This window comes from Kitasatospora sp. NPDC024654, assembly GCF_055559155.1.
Genome location: NZ_JBVHLF010000010.1, coordinates 119,871 through 144,137, shown reverse-complemented (window position 1 = coordinate 144,137; position 24,267 = coordinate 119,871). Strand labels below are relative to the sequence as shown.

Sequence of the window (24,267 nt, the reverse complement as noted above, 5' to 3'; positions counted from 1 at the left end):
GGGGTAGGGGTGGTGGTGGAGCGAGACGTTAGCAACGTCCGATGTGATTGGACATCAGTGCGAACTCAATGCGTCAATATCGGCACCGGGTAGCCTGTCTGATGATCGGCGCAGGTCGGATTGGCTGGCGGGGGGCCATGGTGCCCGCCGTAGCGGAAGGCATCGGTCCGCTAGTGCCGGGTCGGATGCCGTGCGAGATCGCGACGGGGTGGCTGGATCATGACGTGCTTCCAGCGTTCTCCCGACACGGACCCCTATGATGCGCCGCTCCCGTCGGGTGAACACGCCTTCACGGCGCGGGGCGCGGCGGCGGCCGACCTCGCCGTGCCCACCCTGCTGGCGCCCGGCCAGGGAGCCGCGGTTCCGCGGGGGCCGGGCTCTTCCACGGCGCGCTGCCGGTCGACGAGGAGCCGCGATCTCAGGCCTGGGCGTCGTCCTCCGCGGCGATGCCCAGGTCGCGCAGCTGGTGACGGGAGGAGACGCCCAGCTTGGGGAAGATCTTGTAGAGGTGGTAACCCACCGTCCGCGGGCTCAGGAAGAGTTGCGCGGCGATCTCCCGGTTGCTCATGCCGCGGGCCGCGAACCGGACGATCTGCGTCTCCCGGGCGGTGAGTTCGGCCATCGGCCCGGTCTCGGCCGCCTCGTCCTGCACCGCCTCGCCGGCCGCGCGCAGTTCGGCGCGGGTCCGCTCCGCCCACGGTTCGGCCCCCAGCGAGCGGAACCGGCCGAGCGCCGCGTGGAGTTGCTGGCGGGCCTCCTTGAGCCGGCGCTCCCGGCGCAGCCACTCGCCGTGCAGCAACTGGGTGCGCGCCGACTCGAAGGGCGAGAGGACCGTGCCGTCACCGGCCCGCCGGAAGTGCTCGCCGCGGTGGCCGCAGCTGTGCACCAGCGCCTGGCAGCGCTCCAGCATGGCGTGCAGCGTGGTGTCGTCGTCCCCCAGCGTCCAGGACTCCAACTGCTCCAGGGCCCACCGGGCGCGCCGCGTCTGGCCGGCCCGGACCGCGGCCTCCACCAGGTCGGGCAGCACGGCCAGCGACACCATGAAGTGCGAGGCGCTGGTCCCGGGCGTCACCACCTGCTCCAGGATCTCCACGGCGTCGTCCGCCCGGCCCTCGCCCAGCGCCAGCAGCCCCAGCGCCCAGTGCGCGATGGCGACCGCGGAGGCGATCCCGTGCGGCACCGCGACGCCGAGCGCCCGCTCGGCCAGCTCGCGGCAGGCGGCGCCCTCGCCCTTCATCGCGGCGATCCAGGCGAGCAGCACCCGCAGGTGGCAGGCGGCGCCCTGCTGGCCGGTCTCGTCCGCCAGCGCGAGCGCCTCGTTGCCGTTGGCCACCGCGCTCACCCAGTTGCCGCCACCGGCCTCCAGGGCCACCAGCGGCGGCAGTGACATCGGCAGGGTGCCCGCCGCGCCGCGGGTCCGCAGCAGCGCCACCGCGTCCTGCAGGGCGTGCGCGACCTCCTCCGACTCGCCGAGCAGGTACGGCAGCAGGGTGGGCGGCCAGATCCAGGGCTGCGGCTCCGGCGGGCGCAGCCAGGCCAGGGTGGCCTCCCGGGTGTGCTCGGCCTGCGGCTCGGGCAGCCGCAGGTCCCGCCGGGCCAGCGCGGCGAAGCGTTGCCCCAGGCGCTTGACCGGACCGTGCTCGGGCAGCTGGAGCAGACCGATCAGCCGGCCGATCTCGCCCAGCGCCGCCGCCTCGTCGGCGACCCAGGCCGAGCGGGCGGCCAGCACCAGCATCTCGCCGGCCAGTTCGGGCTCCAGCCCGCACAGCGCCCGGGCGCCGGCCACGAAGATGTGCCGGGCCTGGCTGGGCGAGCTGCTGGCGTGCACGATGAAGCCGCGCAGGCTGGCGGCCCGGGCGGTCAGCACGGCGTCGCCGGGCTGCTCCTGGACCCGGTCGAGCAGCGCGATGGCGTGGTTGCGCTGGCCGGCCTGCCAGGCGCTGTGTGCCGCGTCGGCCAGGTAGCGCAGCTGGTCGGCCCGGTTGGCGGTGAGCGCCGCCGCGCGTTCCAGGCCGATCACCGCGGTCGCCACCGCGCCGGTGCGGCGGGCCCGTTCGGCGGCCCGGGCGAGGTCGGCGGCCAGCGCGTCGTCGGTGGTGGGGCAGGCCTCGGCGAGGTGCCAGGTGCGGCGTTCGGGCTCGTCGGTGAGCACCCGGGCGAGCGCGCGGTGGGCGGACTGCCGTTCCAGGTAGCTCGCCGACTGGTAGACGGCCGAGCGGATCAGCGGATGTCGGAAGCGCAGGTCCCGGTCGTCCAGCCAGATCAGTTCGCCCCGCTCGGCGGCGGCCAGGTGCTCGGGGGTGGCACCGAGCAGGGCGCCGGCCGCGAGCAGGGTGCCGAGGTCGCTGGCGCCGTAGGCGGCGGCGAGCAGCAGCAGGGTCCGGGTCCGCGGTGGCAGGGTGCGCAGCCGGGCCTGGAAGGCCTGGCGCAGCCGCTGGCCGAGCGGCAGCCGGGCGGGCAGCGGCTGCTGTCCGCGCAGCTGTTCGGCGTTGAGCGAGCGCGGCAGCTCGACCAGGGCCAGCGGGTTGCCGGCCGCCTCGGCCAGCAGCCGGTTGGCGGTCTCGGCGGCCAGCGGCACCCCGCAGCGGGCCAGCAGCCGGCGGGACTCGGTCGCGTCGAGCGGACCCACCCGGAGCATCGGCAGGTCGGGGGCGGGGAACTCGGAGCCGGAGCCGTCCCGGTGGCCGAAGAGGATGGCGACGCTGTCCGCCTCCAGTCGGCGGGCGATGAAGATCAGGGCGTCCCGGGAGGCCGCGTCCAGCCACTGCACGTCGTCCGCCAGCACCAGGATGGTCCGGTGCTCGGCGGCCTCGGTCAGCAGGGTGAGCGCCGCCAGGGCGACCAGGAACCGGTCGGCGTTGGCCTCGCCGAGCCCGAACGCGCCGGCCAGCGCGGCGGCCTGCGGGCCGGGCAGGGTGTCCGTCCGGTCGAGCAGCCGGTGCAGCAGGCGGTGCAGCCCGGCGTACGGCAGTCCGGCCTCGCCCTCGACCCCGGTGCAGCGCAGCACCAGCAGGTCGGCCGAGGCGCTGCTGGCCGCCAGGTTGAGCAGCGTGGTCTTGCCGGTGCCCGCCTCCCCGCAGAGCACCAACGCCCCTCCCCGGCGCTGCCGGGCCTGGCCGAGCAATGAGCTCAGCCGTTCCCGGGCTTCGGTACGACCCTCCAGCACCCCGCCACTCTGGTCGATCATGATCGAATGTTATCAAGTGGTGGCAATACCATGACTGATCCGCTCAAAGAGCCTGTTCAATGGCGATCTGAGCGGGCGCTTCCGCTTCGCCCGTGACGGGGACCCCCAGTCGACGAACCAGTCATCTGTCAGATGCCCGCGACGTGCTCGTCCCGAAGACTTCATGGCGGTGACTGCCGGGGCCCGTCCAAACCCCCCCCTCCAGCGGGCCCGGCAGTCACCCACTGCGGGTGCGGACGACGACGATGGGGTCAGACATTGAAGTTCCCAACGGGCCAGGATGCTGCGGGACCGGAGAACGTCGACACCGCACCGCCGATCGCCGTGCTGGGTGCCATGTCCGTACGGGTCGGCGGCGAACCGCTGGAGCTCGGCCCGCCGCGCCAGCGCGCGGTGCTGGCGCTGCTCCTGATCAACGCCGGCCGGGTGGTCCCGGTCCCGACCATCGTCGGCCGGGTCTGGGGTGCCGCCCCGCCCGACTGCGTGAAGGCCACCCTGCAGTCCTACGTCTCGCGGCTGCGCAAGCTCCTGGTCGGGCACGTCTTCGCGGACGGCTCGCGGGTGGAGCTGCGCTACCAGGCCCCCGGCTACCTGCTGGCGGTCAGCCACGAGCGGGTCGACGCCCGGGTGTTCGAGCGCGCGGTGGAGCGCGGCCGGCTGCTGGTCCGGGACGGCCACCACGGCGAGGCGATCAAGGCGCTGACCACCGCGCTGCGGATGTGGAAGGGCACGCCCTACGAGGACCTGGACGGCTACGGGTTCGCGGTCCAGGAGGCCGGCCGGCTGGAGGAGTTGCGGCTCAGCGCGGTCGAGGCCTGGGCGGACGCCGGCATGGCGCTCGGTCTCGCCCCCGACCTGCTGCACCCGCTGGAGCGGGAGACCAAGCAACACCCGTTGCGGGAGAGCCTGGTGGGGCAGCTGATGCGGGTGCAGTACCGGGTCGGCCGGCAGGCCGACGCGTTGCAGGTCTACGAGCGCACCCGCACCTCGCTCGCCGAGCGGCTCGGCGCGGACGTCAGCAAGGAGTTGCAGCGGCTGCACCAGGCGATCCTGCGGCACGACCCGGCGCTGGACGGCGCGGTGCCCGCGCTGGACGGGCCGGATCCCGGCCAGGGCGGCCGACCGGTGGTGGCCCGTCGACCCGACCGGTCGTGCGGTGAACTCGGCCGGCCGTGCCGGGAACGCGTCCGCCCGGCCGCCTTCGTCGGCCGCGACCTGGAACTGCGGCGGCTCACCACGGCCGCCGCCGGGGCGTTCCGCGGCTCCGGTCGCACGGCGCTGGTCACCGGAGAGGCCGGCCTCGGCAAGACCCGGCTGGTGCAGGAGCTCGCGCACGTCCTGGCGGACGAGGGCGTCGACCTGCTCCGGGCGAACTGTCCTTCGATCGCCGACACGCCGGACTACTGGCCGTGGATCCAGCTGCTGCGGCAGGTCCACGCCCGCTGGCCCGAGGTGGCGCTGGAGCTGCCGGCCCGGACCAGGCGGGCGCTGAGCCCGCTGCTGCCGGAACTCTGGCCGGACCGTGGCCCCGAACCGGAGCCCGCCGGCCCGGGCGGTGTGCACCAGCTCGCCGGCCGGGCCCGGTTCGACCTCCAGGACGCCGCGTGCCAGGTGCTGTTGCGGGCGGCGGCGCGGCGGCCGCTGGTGCTGGTGCTGGAGGACCTGCACTGCGCGGACGCCGCCTCGCTCGCCCTGCTCCGGCTGCTCACCAGCCAGTTGCCCACCGTGCCGCTGCTGCTGGTCGCCACTTGCCGGATGTTCCAGCTGGTCGACGATCCCGAGCTGCGCCGGACCCGGGCCACCGTGCTGGAGTCCACCGACGGGCAGGAGATCCGGCTGACCCCGCTCGACCCGACGGGCACCCGGGCGCTGGCCACGGCGACGCTGACCGACCAGCCGGAGCCCGGCCTGCTGCGCGCGCTGCACCGCAGGGCCGGCGGGAACCCGTACTTCCTCGCCCACCTGCTCGACCAGCTGGAACACGGCGCGCCCTGGACGGAGTTGGCGACCGGGGTGCCGGCGGATCTGCGCGAGGTGGTGCTGCAGCGGGTGGCCGGGCTGCCCGCCGGGATCGCCGCGGTGCTGGAGGCCTGCGCGGTGATCGGTTCCGGGCCGCGGGCGGCGGTCGAGGCGGTGGTGCGCCGGGACGGCGTGCCCGGCGAGGCGGTGCGCACCGCCGTCCGAGGCGGGCTGCTGCACGAGAGCCCGGACGGCCGGCTGCGGTTCGCGCAGCCGCTGGTCGAGGACACCATCCGGCACGAGCTCACCGCGGCCCGCTGCGCGGAGCTGCGCGGCCGGTTCAGCCAGGCCTCCGCGGGCCGGCCGGGGCTCACGGAGGAGAGCGGCGCGCTGGCGCACGGGCACGCGGCGTAGTCCCTGCGGGGGCGCGGTCCGGGCGCCCCGGACCGGTCCTCGGCGTCAGTCGACCCGGCCGTCGGGCCGGACCCGGGCCAGCACCGACCGCAGCCCGTCCGCCAGCCGGTCGGCCGCGGTCCGGTCCAGCACCAGCGGCGGCGTGATCACCAGGGCGCGCGGGTTGCCGCGCAGGATGATGCCGGCGTCCTCGCGCAGCGCGTCGGTGACCGGGAGCGTCCCGGTCGGCAGCGGGGCCCGGGTCCGCCGGTCGGCGACCAGCTCCACGGCCAGCAGCAGGCCCAGCTGCCGGACCTCGCCGACCACCGGCAGCTCGCGCAGCTCCGCCAGCCGGCCGGCCAGGTGGCCGCCGATCTCGACCGCGTTGGCCAACAGCCCCTCCCGCTCGATCAGGTCGAGGTTGGCCAGCGCGACGGCGCACGCGGTGGGGTGGCCGGTGTGGCAGAAGCCGCTCGGGAGGCCGGGCCCGCCGCCGACGGTGTCGGCCACCCGCTCGCTCGCCAGCACGGCGCCGTGCGGCAGGTAGCCGGAGGTGATGCCCTTGGCGGTGACCAGGATGTCCGGGGTCACCCCGAAGTGCTCGGCGGCGAACCAGCTGCCGGTCCGGCCGAAGGCGGTCACCACCTCGTCCAGGATCAGCAGGATGCCGTGGCGGCGCAGCAGTTCGGCGACCCGCGGCCAGTAGTCGGGCGGCGGGACGACCGCGCCGGCGCCGCCCATCACCGGTTCGCCGATCATGGCGGCGATCCGCTCCGGCCCGATCCGCTCGATGGTCTCGCGCAGCTCGCGCAGGCAGAACTCGGTGACGTCCGCACCGTCGTAGAGCTCCCGCCGGTACGGGTAGGGCGGGGTGAGGTGGTGGGTGTCCGGCCTGGTCGGGCCGAAACCCTCGTGGTAGACGGGCATTCCGGTGACGCTGCCGCTGCCGTGGTAGGCCAGCCGGCGGGAGAGGATCCAGGTGCGCCCGGACTCGCCCCGGCGGTGGTGGAAGTAGCGGGCCATCCGCAGCGCGACCTCGTTGCCCTCCGCGCCGCCGCTGGTGAAGTACACCCGCGCCAGTCCGTCGGGCGCCAGGGCGGCCAGCCGGTGGGCCAGTTCGGGGGCCCGGTCGTCACCGCCGGGCCCCCAGCGGCGGAGGCGTTCCAGTGTGGTCAGCTCGGTGGCCGCGGCGACCGCCAGCTCGCGCCGGCCGTGGCCGACCTGCATCAGCCCGAGCACCGCCGAACCGTCCAGGTACACCCGCCCGTTGATGTCCCGGACGTAGCAGCCCGACCCCTCCACCAGGATCACGCGGTCGGCGCGTGGGGTGGTGCGGCCGGCCCGTGGTAACCGGGTGCGGGAAACGGAAGAGGTCGAGGTCATGGAAGCACTCCTTCGCTGCCGCCCTCGCGGTGTGACAGAGCGAGCGGCTGCCGCGCCGGACGCCCCCCTTGCCCGCAAGTCTGGCCGCTCCGGCTTGCCGGCCACTGGCATGGAGGGTGGGCCGGGCGCCCAGCGACCCGCAAGGCGGTGCGTCGCCGGGCCGCTCCGGAGCACGACGTCGGGGGGCGTTCCAGGTGCCGGCGGGACACGGGGGCGGTCCCGCCGGCATCGCGACCAGCATCTCAGCCCGGACTTGACGATCCGCTTGTCGGCGGCGGGTGGACCGGTCCGCCGGCGTCAAGCGAGTCGCAAGGGGTGTGTGCTAACCAGGGTGCCTCAGGAGGCGGTGGCCTCCGGGGTGGGGCTGTGCGTGCGGTCGGCGAAGTCGTGCACCGCCCGGGAGCGCAGGGCGCGGTGCAGGCGCAGCAGTTGGCGGATCTCCCGGTGGACGGTGGACTCGCCGGAGTCGACGTCCGGCAGCAGGTCCTGGTCGACCTCCGCGTGCAGCTTGGGCGCACCCGCCATCGAGTCCCGTCGGGTGACCTCGATCCAGCAGGCGATGGCGACCAGCCGGCCGCTTCGCCCGCCGCCGGCCCCCGGCGCCTGGCCGGCGGCCTTCGCCAGCAACTCCGGAGAGGCCCAGCCGTCGTGGAGGTAGGAGATGCTGTCGCGGATGTCGATGACCCGCTGGTGCAGCTGCTCCCAGGAGTTGCCGACGTCCACCAGGTCGGCGATCCGCGAGCGCGGCTCGATCAGCACGAGGTCCGGCGTGGCCCGGCGCAGCAGCAGCCACATGCCGTAGAGCCGCTGCCTGCGGTAGCGGTACAGCGCCGACTTGCGCAGCGGTTCGATCGCGGCCAGCGAGCAGCCGAGCGCGACCAGCACGAAGCGGGCGAAGGAGAACCAGAACTCGGCCAGGGTGAAGACCTCCGGCGCGTTCGGGGTGAACCAGCGGACGCCACGCACCACCAGGTAGGGCAGCTCGCAGGAGGCGCCGACGGCGAGCGCCAGCAGGCTCAGCCGCAGCACCGGGCTGCGCATGGTGACACCGTGTCGCCAGAACAGCGCGGCCGCGCCGACCGCGGTGATCGCGCCGTACGCCGTCCAGACGACCGCGTAGCCGATCCACGGACCGCGGGCCTGCGCACCGTAGCGTTCGGCCACCGGCGTGACGGCGAAGAAGACCACCGCGAGCGCGAACATCGTCGCCGCGCACACCTCCGGGGCACGGCGCAGCCAGGCCGGCGCCCGGCCGCCACCGCTGTGCAGCGCGACCGCGAACCGCCAGACGGTGGCGAAGTCGATGGTGGCCACCAGGGCGACGGCGAGCTCGTCGGCCTTGGGGATCCCGGTCGTCCGGTCGACCCAGGCGCCCACCGGGGCCTGGATCGCCAGCGAACCGCCGCCCTGCACCAACAGCACGGTCCACATGGGGCGTTGGGCCGGGCGACGAAGGGCTGGCAGCCGCAGCACCAGCACGGTCCACACGACCGCCAGGATGACGCCACGGAAACCCTCCACCCAACCGGGCACGTCATGCACCGATGACCCCCAACAGTTCCTCCGCCCGGCGCTCCACCGCGCTCACCCGCCTGGGCCGTTGCTGGCCCGCGATCTTCAGAACCATGGTCGCGAAGGCCTCGGCGAGCTCCTCCTCGGTGCCGTTGCACGCGGCGCGCGGGCCGAAGCCGGCGGCGGTCGGCCCCTCCTGGTCCGTCGGGCTCCGCAGCTCCGCCGGGGTGGTGCCGTGACCGGCCAGCAGGTGGCAGATCTCGTGCAGCACGATGTGGTCCCGGTGGTAGCCCACCGCGGACGACCGGTACAGGATGTGGTCGCCCGTCCCGTCGTCGAACCACATCCCGAAGGGCAGGCCGGGCAGTTCGACCGGGTGCAGCGACAGCGAGCGGCCGCGGTTGCCGGCCAGCGCCGCGCAGAGCGCCTCGACGTCCCACGGCCGGGGTATCTCGGGCAGCCGCGCCACCAACTTCTCGGCGATCGCCCGCACATGCCTGCTGCTCAAGACCTCAGCCCTTCCTGGCGTCTCGGGGCACCGCCGACTCATCGGCCCTCGATCGGTTCACCGGACACGCCTCTGCGGTCGGCCGGGCCCGCCGCGCGCGGTCCGTCCTGCTTGTGCTCCCGGACGATCCGCACCGCGGCCTCGATCGCCGCCAGTTCGGCGGGCTGCAGCGAGGCGAAGCGGAAGGCCAGCGTCTCCTGCAGGTGGTGCGCACCGGCCGGGGGCGGGGTGTCGACCGCCGGCACGAAGCGCGACGGGGGCAGTCCGAAGAACCGGGCGAGCATCTCCCTGGTCCGGTCGGTGATGTTGGTCGCGTCGCCGGTCAGGATGTTGTGGACGTGGCCGTGCGAGATCTTGGCGCCGCCGTTGGCGTCGCGGATGTGCTGGGCGAGCCGACGGACCGAAGGGACCTTGCCCCGGCCGTACTTCTCCTCCAGCAGTGCCAGCACCGTGCGGGCCAGCCAGACCCCTGACGTGTCACCGGATCCGATCGCGCCCATGGTAATGGCGGCCTCCCCCCAGCCTCTGACGGTCAATTTAACTGTACATGTCGATGTATGCGGAGCGTAAGCCGCATATCAGTAAAGCGTGAGTATGCTTATCAGCGTTCTGACGGCATGTCACCTGGGGGAGAGCGGATTCGTGGACGATTCCCGACAGGCCATCCGCGCCGCACGGTGGTTCGACGGCGAGAGCGTGCGTACCGGTCCGGTCCTGGTCCTGGTCGACGCCGGCCGGATCACCGACGTCGACACCAGCGGCGCCACGGCACCCGAAGGCGTGGCACTCACCGACCTCGGCGACGTCACCCTGCTGCCGGGCCTGGTGGACGCGCACAGCCACCTGGTCTTCGACCCGGACGGCAAGGCCGAGCAGCAGCTGCTCCACGACGACGATGCCACCGTGCTGGCCCGGATGCGCGAGCACGCCGCCCGCGCGCTGCGGGCCGGCATCACCACCGTCCGCGACCTCGGCGACCGCGGTTACCTCTCGCTGCGCCTGCGCGCGGAGTACGAGGCCGGGGCGCTCGGCCCGCACCTCGTGCTGGCCGGCCCGCCGATCACCCGGACCGGCGGCCACTGCTGGTACCTCGGCGGCGAGGCGGACGGCGCGGAGGCGGCCGTCGCCGCGGTCGCCAAACGGGCCGAGCGCGGCACCGACCTGGTCAAGATCATGGCCACCGGCGGCATGTCCACCCCCGGCTCCAACCCCCGCGGCACCCAGTACGACCTGGCGGAGTTGCGGGCCGTCACCCGGGCCGCGCACGCTCTCGGCCTCCCCGTCACCGCGCACGCGCACGCCGCCGCGGGCGTCGCCGACGCCGTCGCCGCCGGGGTCGACGGCGTCGAGCACTGCACCTTCATGACCGAGTCCGGCCTGCCACGCCTGGACCCCCGGACCGCCGAGGCGATGGCCGCCGCCCGCACCTTCGTCGGTTGCACCGTGATCAGGCCGCGCGCGGGGCTGCCGGACGAGGTGCTGCGGACCATCGAGCCCTACTGGGAGAACCAGGCCCGGCTGCACCGCCTCGGTGTGCCGGTGATCTGCTGCACCGACGCCGGGATCGGCCCGCACAAGCCGCACGACGTGCTCATCGGCGACCTGGTCCACTTCGCCTCCCAGGTCACCGGCAGCCTCGGGGCGCTCACCTCGGTCACCTCGCTCGCCGCCGAGGCCTGCGGGCTGACCGGTCGCAAGGGCCGGATCGCCGCCGGCCACGACGCCGACCTGCTCGCGGTGGCGGGCAACCCGGCGTACGACATCCGCGCGCTGGCGGACGTTCGCGCGGTCTACCGGGCTGGCAGGCCGGTCCTCGGGCGGTAACCTGTCGCCGTGCGTCACGGGGGTGGCGCGCACGGGGGAGGGGTTGCCATGAACGGTAGTGCCGACAGTTACCTCGTCACCGCGGCCATCGTGGCTCTGATCATCGTCCGTCAGCTCAAGGTCAGACCGCTGCGCGAGGACACTCCGGTCGTGCTGCTGGGCATCCTGACGGTGCTCGGGGTGGCCGGGCTGGTCTTCGGCGTGACGTCGGTGACGAAGCTGCACCCGGTGGCCGGGGGAGCCGTCGCGCTGCTGCTGCTGAGCCTGCTGATCGCCGTCGGGTTCGGAGTGGTCCGGGCGATGACGGTCCGGGTCTGGCGCGAGCCGGACGGCACCGCGCTGCGCCAGGGGACACCGCTGACCACCGCGCTGTGGGTGGCGGCGATCCTGGTGCACTTCGCGCTGGACGCCTGGATCGACCACGTCGACCGGGGCGGCATGCTCGGGCCGGCGACCGTCTACCTGTACATCGCGCTGACGCTGGGCGCCCAGGGCGTGGTGCTCCGCCGGCGCCTCCCCGGGACCGCGCCGGCCCTGGCGCGGTAGCGGAGGACACTGTGAAGATCTTCATCTCCTCCGACATGGAGGGCGCCGCGGGGGTCGTCGACTGGGACCAGTGCCGGTCGACGGGCGCCGAGTACGGCCACTACCGCGGGCTGCTCCAGGCCGAGGTGAACGCCGCCATCGAGGGCGCCGCCGCCGGCGGCGCGACCGGGTTCCTGGTCAACGACTCGCACGGGGCGATGGCCAACCTGCGCCCGGAGGCGCTCGCCGGCCGGGCCCGCTACCTGTCCGGACGGCACAAGCCGCTCTACATGATGCAGGGTCTGGACGCCTCGTTCGACGGGGTCTTCCTGGTCTCCTACCACGGCTCGATGGCCGGCCCCGCCTCGACCCTGTCGCACACCTACAACCCGCGGGCGATCGCCGAGGTCCGGCTGAACGGCACGCCCGCGGGGGAGGCGGCGATCAACGCGCTGGTCGCGCTCGGGCACCGGGTCCCGGTGCTGCTGATCACCGGCGACGACGTGACGGCCGGTGAGATCGCGCCGTTCTGCCCCAGCGTCCGCAGCGCGGTGGTGAAGACCTCGGTCTCCCGGTTCGCGGCGGACAGCCTCCACCCCGAGGCGGCCCGGGAGCTGATCCGGGAACGGGCCCACGCCGCGGTGCGCGGGCTGGCCGAGGCCGGCCCGGCCGCGACCGTACTGCCCACGATCGAGCTGCCCGCCACGCTGACCGTCCGGTTCCGCAACGCCGACCTCGCCGAGCAGGCCACCTGGATCACCGGCGTGGTCCGCAGCGACGAGCTGACCGTGCGGATCACCGACCGGGACCCGATCCGGCTCTACCGCGCGTTCGTCACCGTGGTGCTGCTCACCCGCGGGATCGCCGAGTGACCGTCCCCCTCGGGGCGCGGCCCGGTGCCGAACTCGGCCACCGCCTCGGCCACGATCGCGTCCAGCCGGGCGTGGTGGGCGCCGCGCCAGTAGACCTGGGCGCAGTCGACGCACTGCGCGAAGGTGTCGTACGAGCGCTCGGTGCCGTCCCGGAGCCGCTCCTGCACCGCCTCCTTGGCGGCCTCGCGCAGCGTCCCGTTGCAGGCCGTGCACCTGGTCCAGGGGGCGAGCGGCGGCGCGAACCGGGAGAGCACGTCCCGTAGCTGGTCGGCCGGGCGGTGGCTGTAGATGTAGGCGCCGGCCCAGATCTCCCGGCGGCGCAGCAGCCCCCGGTCGCGCGAGAGCAGCACCCGCCGCTCGGCGGCCGAGCGGGCGGCCAGCGCGGCGTCGCCGATGTCCGGGTTCTCGTAGGCGGCGTCGATGCCCAGCAGCCGCAGCCGGCGGGCCAGCGTCCCGAGGTGCACGTCGAGCAGGTAGCGGGCCGGGCCGGCCAGCCGCTGCGGGCGCGGCACGCCGTGCACCGCGATCTCCTCGCCGGCCCCGGGGACGTGCGAGACGGGCACCGGTCGGCCGTCCGCGAGCAGCGCGCCGACCTCGGTGAGCGGAACCCCGAGGGACTCCACCAGATGGCCGAGCGTCGAGGCGCCGTCGGTCCGTACCGCCGACCGCCCGGCCCGGCGCGCCGCGGGGACGAAGAGGTGCAGCTCAGGGGCGAAGCTGAGGCGGATCTCAGGTCTGTCCACTCTCTCCACGCGGCCAGCATGCCAGCCGGGCGCGGCCGGTCGCCAACGCTTTCCGCGCTCAGCCGCCGGCGCCCGGGCGGGGACGTCCGCCGAGCTTGCCCGCCCGACCCCACGCCCAGCGCAGCAGCGCCGCCGCCAGCAGCAGGCTGAAGGCCACCGCCTTACCGAGCGGGGCCGCCGTCGGGCCGTGCAGCGCGGCCACGAACGGCAGGGTCAGCGCCGCCACCGCCACCAGCGGGCCGGCCGCGTACCAGGCGGCGAAGACCAGTGGGCCGGTGCCGCCGCCGGCCCCCTGCGCCGGTGAGATCAGCAGGTCCTGGCGCAGCACGCCGCGGCAGGCGTTCACCAGCCCGGCCCCGACCAGCGCCGGTACCGCGGCGGGTGCCAGCCAGGCCGCCGGGCCACCGCCGTTCAGCACCGCCAGCACCGCGCCGGCCAGCGCCGGCAGCGTGCCGAGCACGGTCGGCACGATCGCGTGCCGCAGCATCAGCCCGGGCACCGGGTACGGCGACCAGGAGGCCCGGCGGATGTCGTCGGTCTCGATCCGGGCCGGCTCCAGCAACTGGGCGACCGCCAGATAGCCGAAGACCAGGGCCGCGGCCGTGGCCAGCAGCGCCGCACCGCCGCTCAGCCCGTGCACGAGGTCCGCGCAGAGCAGCGCCGGCACGGCCAGCACCACCGCGCGGCCCAGCCGTCCGGGAGAGCGCAGCAGCGCCAGGGCGTCCCGCCAGGGCACCACCAGCCAGGCCCGGCGCGGCGCGGGCAGCCGGACCCGGCGCTGCCGGGTGCCGCCCGAGGCGCTGGTCACCGTCAGTCGCGCGGCCCGCAGCTCGACCGTGCGCAGCGCGGCCAGCACCCCGGCCGCCGCCCGGGCACGGGCGCGCAGCCGGTGCAGTGAGACGGTCGCGGCGGCCCGGTCGGCGAGCACCAGGCAGGCGACGGTGGGCACCACCAGCAGCCCGGCCGCCAGCCAGCCGCCGGGCACGGCGGCCCGGGTCGGCGCCAGCGCGGCGATCCCGGCCCAGCCCCACGGACCCGACCACAGCTCGACCCGCTCCAGCCAGCGCACCGGATGTCCGGCTGCGGCGAGGGCGCTCTGCGTACCGAGCGCCAGCACCAGCAGCGTCAGGCACGGGGTGAGCCGCCGCACCCAGCCGGCGGCCCGGTCACTGCGCTCCACCAGCAACCCGGCGCAGGTGGCCAGCAGTGGCAGGCAGACGCCGCCGACCAGGCACCAGCCGAGCGCGGCGGGCAGCCCGACCCCGGCCGTCAGGCCCAGCGCGACCATGCCCCCGCAGGCCGTCACCAGGCCGGGGAAGACCGCCAGCGCGCAGGAGAGCCAGAACCAGGGCCGCAGCACCGGGCGCGGGCGGACCGGGTGGGCGAGCAGCCAGTCGGCGGTCGCCCGGGGCGGCACGACCGGGCCGCGCCACAGGCCGTCACGGACCACCAGCAGCACGGTGGCCAGCCCGAGCGCGGCGATCCCGCTGGGCATCGCGGCGAGCAGGACGCTGCCGTGCCGGGTGTAGTCGGCGCCCATCGAGGCCTGCAGGAACAGGCCGAGGCTGGGCACGGCGCCCCAGACGACCAGGACGAGCAGCGTGCAGTAGATCGCGAAGGCGGCCTGCTTGGCGCGCTGCCGGCGGTGCGGGGCGCGCAGGGCACGGAGCAGGGCGAGGGCCTCGTCGGTCCAGTCGTCCTCGGCGGACCACTCGGCGGGGGCTTCCCGCTCGCTCTCGACGGCGGTGTCGCTCACCGGTTGCCCGCCTCCGCCGGCTCTCCCAGGACCTTGCCGGGCGTCCCCTGCTCCAGGATCCGGCCGTCCTCCAGCACCACCACCCGGTCGGCCACCTCCCGGGCCAGGTCGCCGTGGTGGGTGACCAGCAGCACCGCCACGCCGTCCGCCAGCTCGGCCCGGAGCAGGTCCGCGAGCCGGCGACGTGCCTCCGGGTCGAGGCGCTGCTCGGGCTCGTCCAGCAGCAGGAGGTCGCGCGGCCGGACCAGCGCGCAGGCCAGCAGCAGCGCCTGCAGCTGCCCGGAGGAGAGCGCCGACGGCAGCGCGTCGGCCCGCTCGGCGAGCATCCGGTCGACCAGCACCTGCTCGACCCACTCCCGGGCGTCGGCGACCCCGTGGGCGACGGCGACCAGCAGCAGGTGCTCGCGCACGGTGAGGTCGGGGTAGCAGGCGACGGTGTCGCCGACCACGGCGACCCGGGCGCGGATCCGCGGGTCGTTCTCGTCCATCGGCAGCCCGTCGAAGCGGACCGTGCCCTTGGTCGGCAGGTCGCGCCCGGCCGCGATCCGCAGCAGCGTCGACTTGCCGGATCCGTTGTGGCCGAGCAGCGCGACGCACTCGCCGGCGGCCAGCGCCAGGTCGACCGGGTGCAGCACCTCCCGTTCGCCGTACGAGCGGCTCACCCCGGTCAGCTGCAGCAGCGCCTTCGGCGCGGATTTCTCGGGCATCTGAACCGGACCTCTCGACGTGTGGGACCGCCCACCCTAGCGACCGTCCCCACGGTGCCGGTAAACCGGTGGCGTTGAGCGGTGGCCGCTGCTTCGATGCCCCGGATGACCACCGACGCTGATGACCAGCTCCTCGCCCGGATCGAGCGCTACTACGACGCCGTCCCCCGCTCCGCCGCCCGGGCCGAGGACTTCGGGCCGCTCACCCTCTTCGTCCGCGAGGGCGCGGGCCGGCCCTACTACGCCCGCCCGACCCTCGGGCCCGTGGCCGCCACGGTGACCGCCGCCGACGTCGCCCGGGTCCGGGCCCGGCAGCGCGAGCTGGGTCTCCCGGAGGCCTTCGAGTGGGTCGCCGAGACCGCCCCCGCGCTGCGCGCCGCCGTCGAGCGGAGCGGACTCGTGGTGCACGAGCACCCGTTGCAGGTCCTCGACCCCACGACGCCGCTCCCCACGCTCCCCAGCTCCCCGGTCCGGCTGCTCGGAGCGGACGACCCGCTGCTGCCCAGCGCGCTGGCCGTCCCGCAGCTCGCCTTCCGCGCTCCCGGCACCGATCTCGGCGCGGCCGGCCCGGCCGAACTGGCGGCGCTCCTGCTCGACCACGCCGAGGACGGCTCGGTGGCCCGGATGGCCACGCGCATCCGGGTCGGCCTGAGCCACGTCGCCGCCGCCTGCTCCGACGGGGTCGCCCTCTCCTCGGGCTGGCACCAGCCGGTCGGCACGGTCAGCGAGATCGTCGGCCTCGGCACCCTCCCGGCCGCCCGCCGCCGCGGCCTGGGCCTCGCCGTCACGGCTGCCCTGGCCGCCGACGCCCGCGCCCGCGGCGCCGGCACCGTCTTCCTCACCGCCTCGGACGCCGCCGTAGCCCGCATCTACGCCCGCGCCGGCTTCCGCCACGTCGCCACCGCCCTGATCGCGGAACCCGCTGGGTAGGGCGCGTGGGGTCCGACCCAGCGTCAGCCGCGTCGGGGCGACGTCGGCGGGTCAGGACCGGGGTCGGGGCGGCCCGTCGAGGAGCACCGCGATGCCGTCGAGGAGGCGCTGCAAGCCGAACTCGAACAGCTCGTCCAGGTCGAGGTCGTACCCGGCCGTGACGAGCCGCTCGAACGTCGGGAACCGACCGGGGACCAGGATTTCCTGGAGCGCCGGCTCCTGCGCGTCCAGCCATTGCTCGTTGTCCAGGCCGCTGAGTGCCTCCGCCTCCGCCTCCAGCTCGACGTTGACGGCGGTGCCGCGGATGTAGTTGAACAACGTGAGGTGCGCGGTGAAGACCGTCGGGAGATCGAGACCTTGGCCGTCCAGGGCGGCGAGCGTCCACTCGGTGAAGGGCACCGCGTTGGCGACCGGTTGCGGCCGGGTCACCGACAGAGCCGGTGCGAGCCACGGGTGACGGCGGAACATTCCCCACAGCATCCGGGCGGCGAGCGTGAGCCGGTCCCGCCAGCCCTCCGGCGGGTCGGCGGGGAACGTCCACCGGGAGAACGCCGCTTCCATCATCCGCGTCAGCAGGTGGTCCTTGTCGGCCACGTGCCGGTACAGCGACATGGTCGCCACCCCGAGTTCGGCGGCGACCCGGCGCATCGAGACCGCGGCCAGCCCTTCCGTGTCGGCGACCGCGGTGGCAGCGGTGACGATCCGTTCGAGTGTGAGGGCCTCGTCCGAGGCTCCCTTCCGGCGGGCGGGCACCGCCGTGCCGGAGGGGGCGCCCGGGCGCGTCGCGGCCGGGAGGCCGGTGCGTGCCGGCCGGCTGCCGGTCTCGACGACCGTGCCGACGCCCGGGACCGCGCGAACCAGGCCCTCGTGACGGAGTTCGGTGAGCACCCTGGTCGCGGTCGCCATGGCCACGCCCCAGTGCCGGGTGATCTCGCGGGTCGAGGGCACCCGGTCGCCCGGCGCCAGTTCGCCCGCCTCGATCCGCCGCCGCAGTTCGGCGACGATCTCGCCGTAGCGCGGCGCTCCCTGTTGGCCCACGGCTCCCCTCCGCACTAGTGCACCTGGATGCGCACCACCCTAGTCGTCACGTCGGGGAAGTGCCCCCACCGGTGCCGGGTCGAACGGACGCGACCCTCACAGCACTAGTGCACTGCGCGTCAATATCCCTTGTCCAGATGCTACTTCGAGACTTGCAAGCTCAATGCGTACGCCGTACATTCGGCCTCATGCGGAACACCGACATACTCATCTCCGGCGCCGGCGTCGCCGGTCCCGCGTTGGCATACTGGCTGCGCGAGGCGGGCTTCACCGCCACCGTCGTCGAGCGCGCCCCGGCGCCCCGGCCGGGCGGCCAGACCGTGGACCTGCGCGGCGCCGGTCGCACCGTGATCACGCGGATGGGCCTGATGGACCAGGCACGGGCGGCGAGCGTCGACCAGCGTGGCCTCGCCTTCGTCAACAGCTCCGGCCGCATCACCGCTCGGATGCCGGTGGACGGTTTCGGCGGCGAGGGAATCGTCTCCGAGATCGAGATTCTCCGCGGTGACCTCGGACACCTGCTGTACGAAGCCTCCCTGCCGGACACCGAGTACCTGTTCGACGACACCGTCACCGGGCTCGCCCAGGACGACGACGGAGTCACCGTCACCTTCGAGAAGGCCGACCCGCGTCGCTTCGGGCTGGTCGTGGGCGCGGACGGGCTGCACTCCGTGGTGCGGGCACTGGCCTTCGGCCCGGAGACGGACCACGTCCGCCCGCTGGACGTCCACACCGCGTGGTTCACCGCCACCGAGGACATGGACCTCGACGGCTGGTACCAGATGTTCAACCTGCCCGGCGGGCTCGTCGCGTCGGCTCGGCCGGGCCGTCTGCCCGGTGAGATCAAGGCCGGCCTCAGCTTCCGGTCGGGGCCGATCGGCTACGACCGCCGCGACACCGCCGCGCAGCAGGACATCGTGGCCCGACGCTTCGCCGGTGCCGGATGGGAGGTGCCGCGGCTGCTGCGGGCGATGCGCACCGCGTCCGACTTCTTCTTCGACTCCATGGGCCAGGTGCGCCTCGACCACTGGTCCCGCGGCCGGGTGGCGCTCCTGGGCGACGCCGGATACTGCGCCACGCCGCTCACCGGCCTGGGAACCAGCCTGGCCCTGGTCGGCGCCTACGTGCTGGCCGGTGAACTCGCCACCGCCGACGGCGACCACCGCGTCGCCTTCCGGAACTACGACCAGGTCATGCGCCCCTACGTCCGGCAGGCCCAGCAGCTGCCACCCGGCGGCGCCTCGGGATACGCGCCCTCCAGCGCGCTCGCCATCCGCCTGCGGGACCTCTCGACGCGGTCGATGAACCGCTGGCCGGTGCGGAACCTGCTCGCCGCGCAGTTCGCCAAAGCCGGAGACATCACGCTGCCCGAGTACGACCACGCGGCTCTCCGCTAGCACGCGGGTCGCGGCCAGGGTCACCTCAACCCGTCACCGCCGAGGACCGGCCGGGCGGCCGGCGCGGGGGCGGGCGGCCGTGAAGCGGAGTGCGCCGGAGCCGTCCGCCTCCGTACGGGTGAATCGCCGCGTGCTGCATTGCTTCGTCTGCGAATGGGCTGAAGGATCGCTGGCTGTTCGACCACTCGCTCAGCCGTTCAGTACATCAGCCTTCAGCACGAGAGAAGAGGACCCAGATGACCCCTCCGAAGAAGCGGCCGGCACCGGGCAAGCCCGTGGGCAACGAAGCGAAGGCGCTCTACCAGGCCATGATCGGCGCGGCCGGGCCGGGGGCCACCGGCTGGACCGGCCCGCTCCAGGTCACGGCGAAGACCGGCGAGCCGGATGAGGTGCTGATCCTCGGCGGCGGCGTGGCCGGCCTGACCGCGGCGCTGGAGCTGAGCCGGCTCGGCTACGCCTGCACCGTGCTGGAGGCGCAGAACCGGGTCGGCGGACGCAACCGCACCGCGCGCAAGGACGACGAACTCTACGAGTTGGACGAGAAGACCGGCCGGCCCGTCCTGACCCACAAGTGCGCCTTCGACGACAAGCTCTACCTCAACCTCGGCCCCGGCCGCATCCCCTACCATCACCGACGGGTGCTCAAGTACTGCCGTGACTTCAAGGTCGCGCTGGAGCCGTACGTCATGGAGACCACGGCGAACCTGGTCCGCCCGCCGCACACCACCAAGCCGTGGCCCAACCGGCGGGTGGCCAACGACGTCCGAGGCCACCTCGCGGCCCGGATCGCCCAGGAGCTGGTGGAGAAGGACGCCTTCACCGGTGAACTGCTGGACCTACTCCGGGTGTTCGGCGCGCTGGACGAGGGCCACAAGTACCGCGGCTCGACCCGGTCCGGCTACCTCGGCTCGCCCGTCGTCGAGGACTGGCCCACCCCCGCCCCGCCGCTGCCCTTCGAGGACCTGGTCAACTCGGGCTACTGGAAGGCCCGTTTCTACCAGCCGGTGGACTACCTCTGGCAGGCCACCATGTTCCAGCCGGTCGGCGGGATGGACAAGATCGTCGACGCGCTGGCCCGCGAGGCGAAGAAGGCCGGTGCGAAGATCAAGCTCGGAGCCGTGGTCACCGGGATCGAGATCGACCCGGACGGCGTCGGCGGGGTCAGGGTCAGCTACCGCCAGAACGAGAAGGACCACCACGCGACGCCCCTCTATTGCGTGAGCAACATCCCGATCCCGGTCCTCAAGGGCATCAAACGCTCGGGCTTCTCCAAGGAGTTCGAGGCCGCGCTCAAGGTGGTGGAGTTCGAGAAGACCTGCAAGGTGGGCTGGCAGGCCAACCGGCGCTTCTGGGAGGGAGATCTCGACCAGGCCGGCGACAGCGAGGGCATCTACGGCGGGATCAGCTGGACCGGTCACAACATCACCCAACTCTGGTACCCCTCCAACGACTTCTTCTCCGACAAGGGCACCCTGACCGGCGCCTACAACTTCGCCGAAGCCGCCGATGACCTCGGCAAGATGACCCCGAAGAAGCGCCTGGAGCTGGCCCGCAAGGGTGCCATCGAACTGCACCCGGAGTTCGAGGACAGGAAGCTGGTGCCCGACGACAAGGGCGTCACCATCGCCTGGCACAAGGTTCCCTTCCAGCTGGGCGGTTGGGCGGACTGGAAGCCCAAGGAGCCGAGCCACCTCAAGGCCTACAAGCAGCTCCTCCAGCCCGAGGGCCTGGACGAGTGCTTCTACGTCACCGGAGACCAGGTCTCCCCGCTCCCGGGCTGGCAGGAGGGTGCCATGATGTCCGCCCACTACGTGGCCCAGCAGATCTGCGGCATCATGCCCGTCTCGGTCCCCGAGGTGGTCGCGGTGCCGGACTCGGTCGCGCTGACCCAGGGTCTGCACTGACGCACCCGCCCGCGGCCCCCGGGAGACGCCCGACCTCCCGGGGGCCGCGGCCGTGCGTTCCGCCGCGCCAGCGGCAGGTCACCAGTGCGCCGGGCGGTCGAGGTGGGCCGGGAGGCTGGTGGTGGAGTCGCCCCGGGCGGCGTTCAGTTGGGCTTGGGTGAGGAAGACGGCGCCGGTGAGGTCGGCGCCGCGGAGGTCGGTGTCGCGGAGGTCGGCGCCGATCAGGTCGGCGTCGCGGAGGTCGGCGTTCCGCAGGTTGGCGGCGATCAGGTAGGTGCCGCGGAGGTTGGCGGCGCGGAGGTCGGCGCCCGCCAGCTCGGCGCCGATCAGGTCGGCGCCGCGGTGGTTCCGCTTCCTGCCGGGGACCTTGGCGCGGACGAGTTCGCTGGTCTCCAGGAGGAGGGCGTTGACCTCGGCACGGACGGTGGGCATGTCGAGGGTGGTGAGGGCCTCGGCGGCGGCGAGGGTCAGCCGGTTGACGCGGTCCAGGGCCTGGCGGAGCTCGGCGTGCAGGGGGGCGGCCGGCGGCAGCCCCAGCGCCTCGGTCAGGTACCAGAGCAGCTCGTGCAGTTGCCGCATGACCGGGAGGACCTGGAACATCTGCCGGGCCGACTTCGGGGCCCGTCGCCAGTCCTGGCCGCCGAAGGTGACCTGGGAGACCTTCTGGCCGGCGCCGAAGCAGTCGAAGACCGTGCAGCCGGTGAAGCCCTTGGCGCGCAGGTCGGTGTGGATGCCGCAGCGGAAGTCGGCCAGCAGGTTCCCGCAGGGCTTCCCGGCGTCCTTGTCGACCGCGAAGTCGGACGACTTGGCGAACGGCAGGGCGACGCAGCAGAGTGCGAAGCAGTTGGCGCAGTCGGCCCGCAACGCGGCGGACGACGGGGCTGCGGGTTGCTCGGACAAGGTGCGCGATCTCCCCAGGGCGGTGGTGAGCACCGCCTGTCGCCGTGCTCCGGACCAGCGGCCATGGTCGCAGATGGGTCGTGGAGGACGAAACCGGCCGTGGTGGCCCCCGCGGGAGCCACCACGGCCGGCGCGTGTGGGAGGTTACGGGGCGACTCCGGCGTCACCCCGGTCGCAGGCGATGCCGTCGTGGTTGGTGTCCAGGCCGTACGGGTCGCGGCCGTTCACCACCAGCGGCGGGAAGCCGTGACCGAGCAGCCACTGGCAGCGGGCCCCGGCGGTCGCCGGCACGCCCGCCGGGAAGGACGTCGGGACGCACACGTTGACCTCGCCGTAGGCGTGCTCGCAGCCGTCCGCCTTGGCCGAGACCGGGGTCTCGGCGGCACGCGGTACCGCCGGCCGGGGCAGCGCCGCCCTGGGCGCCGCCGGCTCGGCGCCACGGGCGAAGTCGAGGATGTGCGGGTCGGGACGCTGGGTGCCGGCCGGCCGGACCGTCGCGGACTGCGCGCTGCCGGCGGGCAGGGCCAGCACGAGCGCCGCGAGGCCCGCGACGGCCGCGCCGCCCACTCCGGCGGCGGCCAGCCGGCGGAGGAAGGGGGAGGAGGGCATGACGGGATCTCCTTGCCGAGGGAAAGACGTCACTGCAGGTGCACCCACTGCGCCACCGACGGCACGCCGTTCGCATTGACCGCGAAGAGCATGTAGTACCCGGGCGGGGCGAGGTTGGGGTTGCTGGTCACGTTGAGGTTCACGCTGCCGTCGCTGTTCACCGTGAGCGGCAGGTCGACGAAGCGCTGGTTGGGGTCGGAGGAGTGGGTCACCGCGGCCGGCCGGATCAGCTCGGCCCGCACGATCGGCGCGTCCACCGTGATGTGCTGGCTCGACCCGTACGACCACATGGTGTTGGTGACGCTGGTGATCTGCGGCCGGGCGCCCTGGTAGAGGTACGGCGGCGTGTAGATCGAGACGTGCATGTTGAAGCTGCCGTCGCCGGGGTTGTCGCCGACCGTCATCACCCGGGCGTCGGGCAGCAGGAAGGACGCCGAGTGGTAGCCGCGCGGGATCGGGTCGGTGGCCATGCCGGGGGTGAAGGTGTTCGACGTCGGGTTGAACATCGAGGCCTCGAAGACCGGATCGGCCCGGTTGTGCAGCGCGCCACCGGTCTCGAAGACCTGACCGTTGGGCAGCAGCACGGCGGAGACGTACATCTTGCCCTGGCCGGGGCTCTCCGGCGTGCCGCCGGTGAGCGTGCCCTGCGGCAGCAGCGGGCCCGGGGTGTAGGCCGGCGAGGCGGCCTTGAGGTCGATCAGGTCGGTCTGCCGGCCGGCGTCCACGTTGGTGTCGACGTTGCCGCCGCCCATCACCATCACCCGCTGGTCCTGCGCCGGCGGCAGCAGGACGCTCATCGACTGGTCGCGGGTGTCCTTGCTCTGCAGGCCGGGCACGTCGGTCACGGTGTTGGCGTTGTAGTCCAGGATGGACGCGCCGGTGCCGGGGGTGCCGTTGCCGAAGACGTGGCTGCCGGTGTAGAACAGCCGGCCGTCCTGCATCAGGATCATCGACGGGTAGAGGCCGAAGAAGTTCCAGGTCTGGTTGACCTGGCTGGTCGGCAGCCACTGCTGCTTGGCGAAGGAGAACCGCTCGGCGGTGACGCTGCCGGTGGAGTCCGCGCGCAGACCGCCGAAGGTCATGACGTCGCCGTCGCCCATCTCGGTGGCCGAGGGGTACCAGTGGCCGTCGTTCATGTCGTTGACCCGGCTGTAGGTGTTGGTGGCCGGGTCGAAGATGTAGGAACTGGTCAGTCCCTCATAGCCGTGCGAGCCGTCGGCCGCCGGGTAGGACTTGGTGCCGCTCATGATCAGCACACGGCCGTCCGGGAGTTGGACGTGACCCGAGCAGAACATGTCGGACGGGGTGGGGATCTGGGTGAAGCTGCCGGTGGCCGGGTCGTAGACGGCGGAGGTGAAGGTGCCGGCGTTGAACATCATCGGGTCGTTGCCCGAGCCCGCCATCAGCAGCACCTTGCCGTTGTGCAGCACGATGGCGTGCATGCTGCGCACCGGGTTGAGGAAGGGCAGCACCTGCCACGAGCCGGTGGTGCAGGCCGCGCCGGCCGTGCACACCGCGCCGCTCGCGGGGACGGTGGCGTCCTCCATCGTGTAGTCGTCGGTGAGCAGGGTGCCGGTGCCGTAGACGGTGACGCCCCAGGTGATCTGATCGGTGTTGGGCGGGATCACCGGGGTGCGCACGCTGGTGTGCTGGTAGGCCGAGGTGACCGGCAGGGTCTCCAGGTCCGTCCAGTACTGCCAGCCGGTCGCCACGTCGTGCCGGAACGCGGTGACCACGGTGTCCGGCGTCGTCGTGGTGTACCAAAGGCCCAGGTCGTACTGGTGGTTGGGGGTCACCGAGGGCGCGCAGGAGGGGTTCTCCAGCATCATCGCCTTGTCGTCGCCGGTGGTGACCCCGCTGACGGTGATCTGCATCGCCCGGCTGCCGCTGTGGGCGTTGGAGCTGACGGCGTAGGCGACCGTGCCGTTGCCCCAGCCGGACTTCTCCCAACAGGTCGGGAAGCCGGTGGAGTCGAGCGATTCGAAGCCCGGGTTGACCAGCAGGTTGGCCCCGGCGAAGGCGGGCCGGGCGACGATCAGCAGGGCGAGCAGGGTGAAGACGGTGAAAGCGGCCAGAGTTGACCTGGGGCGGGACGTTCGGTGCACAGTGAGCTCCTCCAG

19 protein-coding genes are annotated in these 24,267 nt (G+C 73.8%); 7 read left to right on the top strand and 12 right to left on the bottom strand.

Annotation, left to right across the window (positions count from 1 at the left end; translation table 11 throughout):
- Positions 1-418: 418 nt before the first annotated feature.
- The gene (locus ACZ38L_RS09265; RefSeq protein WP_465690825.1) at positions 419-3,187 is read right to left on the bottom strand and encodes a helix-turn-helix transcriptional regulator; all 2,769 of its coding nucleotides are present in this window, start codon (positions 3,185-3,187) and stop codon (positions 419-421) included.
- A gap of 258 nt (positions 3,188-3,445) precedes the next feature.
- Here ACZ38L_RS09265 and ACZ38L_RS09260 point away from each other — a divergent pair, with 258 nt between their 5' ends.
- Entirely contained in the window at positions 3,446-5,560 is a 2,115-nt protein-coding gene (locus tag ACZ38L_RS09260; RefSeq protein ID WP_465690822.1) for a BTAD domain-containing putative transcriptional regulator, read from the top strand.
- A 45-nt stretch (positions 5,561-5,605) separates the two neighbouring features.
- Here ACZ38L_RS09260 and ACZ38L_RS09255 read toward each other — a convergent pair whose 3' ends face one another.
- The 4 genes from ACZ38L_RS09255 to ACZ38L_RS09240 all read right to left on the bottom strand — a co-directional run bounded on the left by ACZ38L_RS09255 (position 5,606) and on the right by ACZ38L_RS09240 (position 9,442).
- Complete coding sequence (locus ACZ38L_RS09255; RefSeq protein WP_465690820.1) at positions 5,606-6,922, bottom strand: aminotransferase family protein; 1,317 nt, start codon at positions 6,920-6,922, stop codon at positions 5,606-5,608.
- 336 nt (positions 6,923-7,258) lie between these two features.
- The gene (locus tag ACZ38L_RS09250) at positions 7,259-8,464 is read right to left on the bottom strand and encodes a DUF6545 domain-containing protein (protein ID WP_465690818.1); all 1,206 of its coding nucleotides are present in this window, start codon (positions 8,462-8,464) and stop codon (positions 7,259-7,261) included.
- Positions 8,457-8,942 carry a hypothetical protein gene (locus tag ACZ38L_RS09245; RefSeq protein ID WP_465690816.1) on the bottom strand — a complete coding sequence of 162 codons (486 nt, stop codon included), beginning with the start codon at positions 8,940-8,942 and terminating at the stop codon, positions 8,457-8,459. The genes ACZ38L_RS09250 and ACZ38L_RS09245 overlap by 8 nt, the downstream gene beginning before the upstream one ends.
- Positions 8,943-8,980: 38 nt before the next feature.
- Positions 8,981-9,442 (bottom strand): hypothetical protein, encoded by a 462-nt coding sequence (locus ACZ38L_RS09240; RefSeq protein WP_396565227.1) that lies wholly within the window; start codon positions 9,440-9,442, stop codon positions 8,981-8,983.
- A gap of 142 nt (positions 9,443-9,584) precedes the next feature.
- Between ACZ38L_RS09240 and ACZ38L_RS09235 the strand changes: the two genes are divergently transcribed.
- Genes ACZ38L_RS09235 through ACZ38L_RS09225 form a run of 3 tightly spaced genes read left to right on the top strand, consistent with a single transcriptional unit; the run spans position 9,585 to position 12,163 of the window.
- Entirely contained in the window at positions 9,585-10,766 is a 1,182-nt protein-coding gene (locus ACZ38L_RS09235) for an amidohydrolase family protein (protein ID WP_465690813.1), read from the top strand.
- A gap of 48 nt (positions 10,767-10,814) precedes the next feature.
- Positions 10,815-11,312, top strand: a complete 498-nt coding sequence (locus ACZ38L_RS09230) for a hypothetical protein (RefSeq protein ID WP_465690812.1) — start codon at positions 10,815-10,817, stop codon at positions 11,310-11,312.
- Between the two features lie 11 nt (positions 11,313-11,323).
- Entirely contained in the window at positions 11,324-12,163 is an 840-nt protein-coding gene (locus tag ACZ38L_RS09225) for a M55 family metallopeptidase (protein ID WP_465690810.1), read from the top strand.
- Here ACZ38L_RS09225 and ACZ38L_RS09220 read toward each other — a convergent pair.
- From ACZ38L_RS09220 to ACZ38L_RS09210, 3 genes are read right to left on the bottom strand one after another with little or no spacing between them, the layout of a single operon-like run.
- The gene (locus ACZ38L_RS09220; protein ID WP_465690808.1) at positions 12,112-12,906 is read right to left on the bottom strand and encodes a Mut7-C RNAse domain-containing protein; all 795 of its coding nucleotides are present in this window, start codon (positions 12,904-12,906) and stop codon (positions 12,112-12,114) included. The genes ACZ38L_RS09225 and ACZ38L_RS09220 overlap by 52 nt on opposite strands.
- A 58-nt stretch (positions 12,907-12,964) precedes the next feature.
- Positions 12,965-14,662 (bottom strand): hypothetical protein, encoded by a 1,698-nt coding sequence (locus ACZ38L_RS09215; RefSeq protein WP_465690806.1) that lies wholly within the window; start codon positions 14,660-14,662, stop codon positions 12,965-12,967.
- The gene (locus tag ACZ38L_RS09210; RefSeq protein ID WP_465690804.1) at positions 14,659-15,369 is read right to left on the bottom strand and encodes an ABC transporter ATP-binding protein; all 711 of its coding nucleotides are present in this window, start codon (positions 15,367-15,369) and stop codon (positions 14,659-14,661) included. Before ACZ38L_RS09210 ends, ACZ38L_RS09215 begins: the two co-directional genes overlap by 4 nt.
- A 105-nt stretch (positions 15,370-15,474) precedes the next feature.
- Between ACZ38L_RS09210 and ACZ38L_RS09205 the strand changes: the two genes are divergently transcribed.
- A complete protein-coding gene (locus tag ACZ38L_RS09205) occupies positions 15,475-16,299 on the top strand; it encodes a GNAT family N-acetyltransferase (protein ID WP_465690802.1) in 825 nt (274 codons plus the stop codon).
- Positions 16,300-16,350: 51 nt separating this feature from the next.
- Here the strand turns inward: ACZ38L_RS09205 and ACZ38L_RS09200 are convergent, their stop codons facing one another.
- Entirely contained in the window at positions 16,351-17,337 is a 987-nt protein-coding gene (locus ACZ38L_RS09200) for a TetR/AcrR family transcriptional regulator C-terminal domain-containing protein (RefSeq protein ID WP_465690800.1), read from the bottom strand.
- A gap of 188 nt (positions 17,338-17,525) precedes the next feature.
- Here ACZ38L_RS09200 and ACZ38L_RS09195 point away from each other — a divergent pair, with 188 nt between their 5' ends.
- Both ACZ38L_RS09195 and ACZ38L_RS09190 read left to right on the top strand, forming a co-directional pair.
- A complete protein-coding gene (locus ACZ38L_RS09195; RefSeq protein WP_465690798.1) occupies positions 17,526-18,734 on the top strand; it encodes an FAD-dependent monooxygenase in 1,209 nt (402 codons plus the stop codon).
- 236 nt (positions 18,735-18,970) lie between these two features.
- Positions 18,971-20,638, top strand: coding sequence for a flavin monoamine oxidase family protein (locus ACZ38L_RS09190; protein ID WP_465690796.1), 1,668 nt, complete (start codon positions 18,971-18,973; stop codon positions 20,636-20,638).
- A gap of 78 nt (positions 20,639-20,716) precedes the next feature.
- On the opposite strand, the gene ACZ38L_RS09185 is transcribed toward ACZ38L_RS09190, so the two are convergent.
- From ACZ38L_RS09185 to ACZ38L_RS09175, 3 genes are all read right to left on the bottom strand, one after another.
- Positions 20,717-21,538 (bottom strand): pentapeptide repeat-containing protein, encoded by an 822-nt coding sequence (locus ACZ38L_RS09185; RefSeq protein ID WP_465690794.1) that lies wholly within the window; start codon positions 21,536-21,538, stop codon positions 20,717-20,719.
- 144 nt (positions 21,539-21,682) lie between these two features.
- Positions 21,683-22,147: a hypothetical protein gene (locus ACZ38L_RS09180; RefSeq protein ID WP_465690792.1), complete on the bottom strand. Its 465-nt coding sequence runs from the start codon at positions 22,145-22,147 to the stop codon at positions 21,683-21,685.
- Positions 22,148-22,176: 29 nt separating this feature from the next.
- Entirely contained in the window at positions 22,177-24,252 is a 2,076-nt protein-coding gene (locus tag ACZ38L_RS09175) for a galactose oxidase-like domain-containing protein (protein ID WP_465690790.1), read from the bottom strand.
- Between the last annotated feature and the right edge of the window lie 15 nt (positions 24,253-24,267).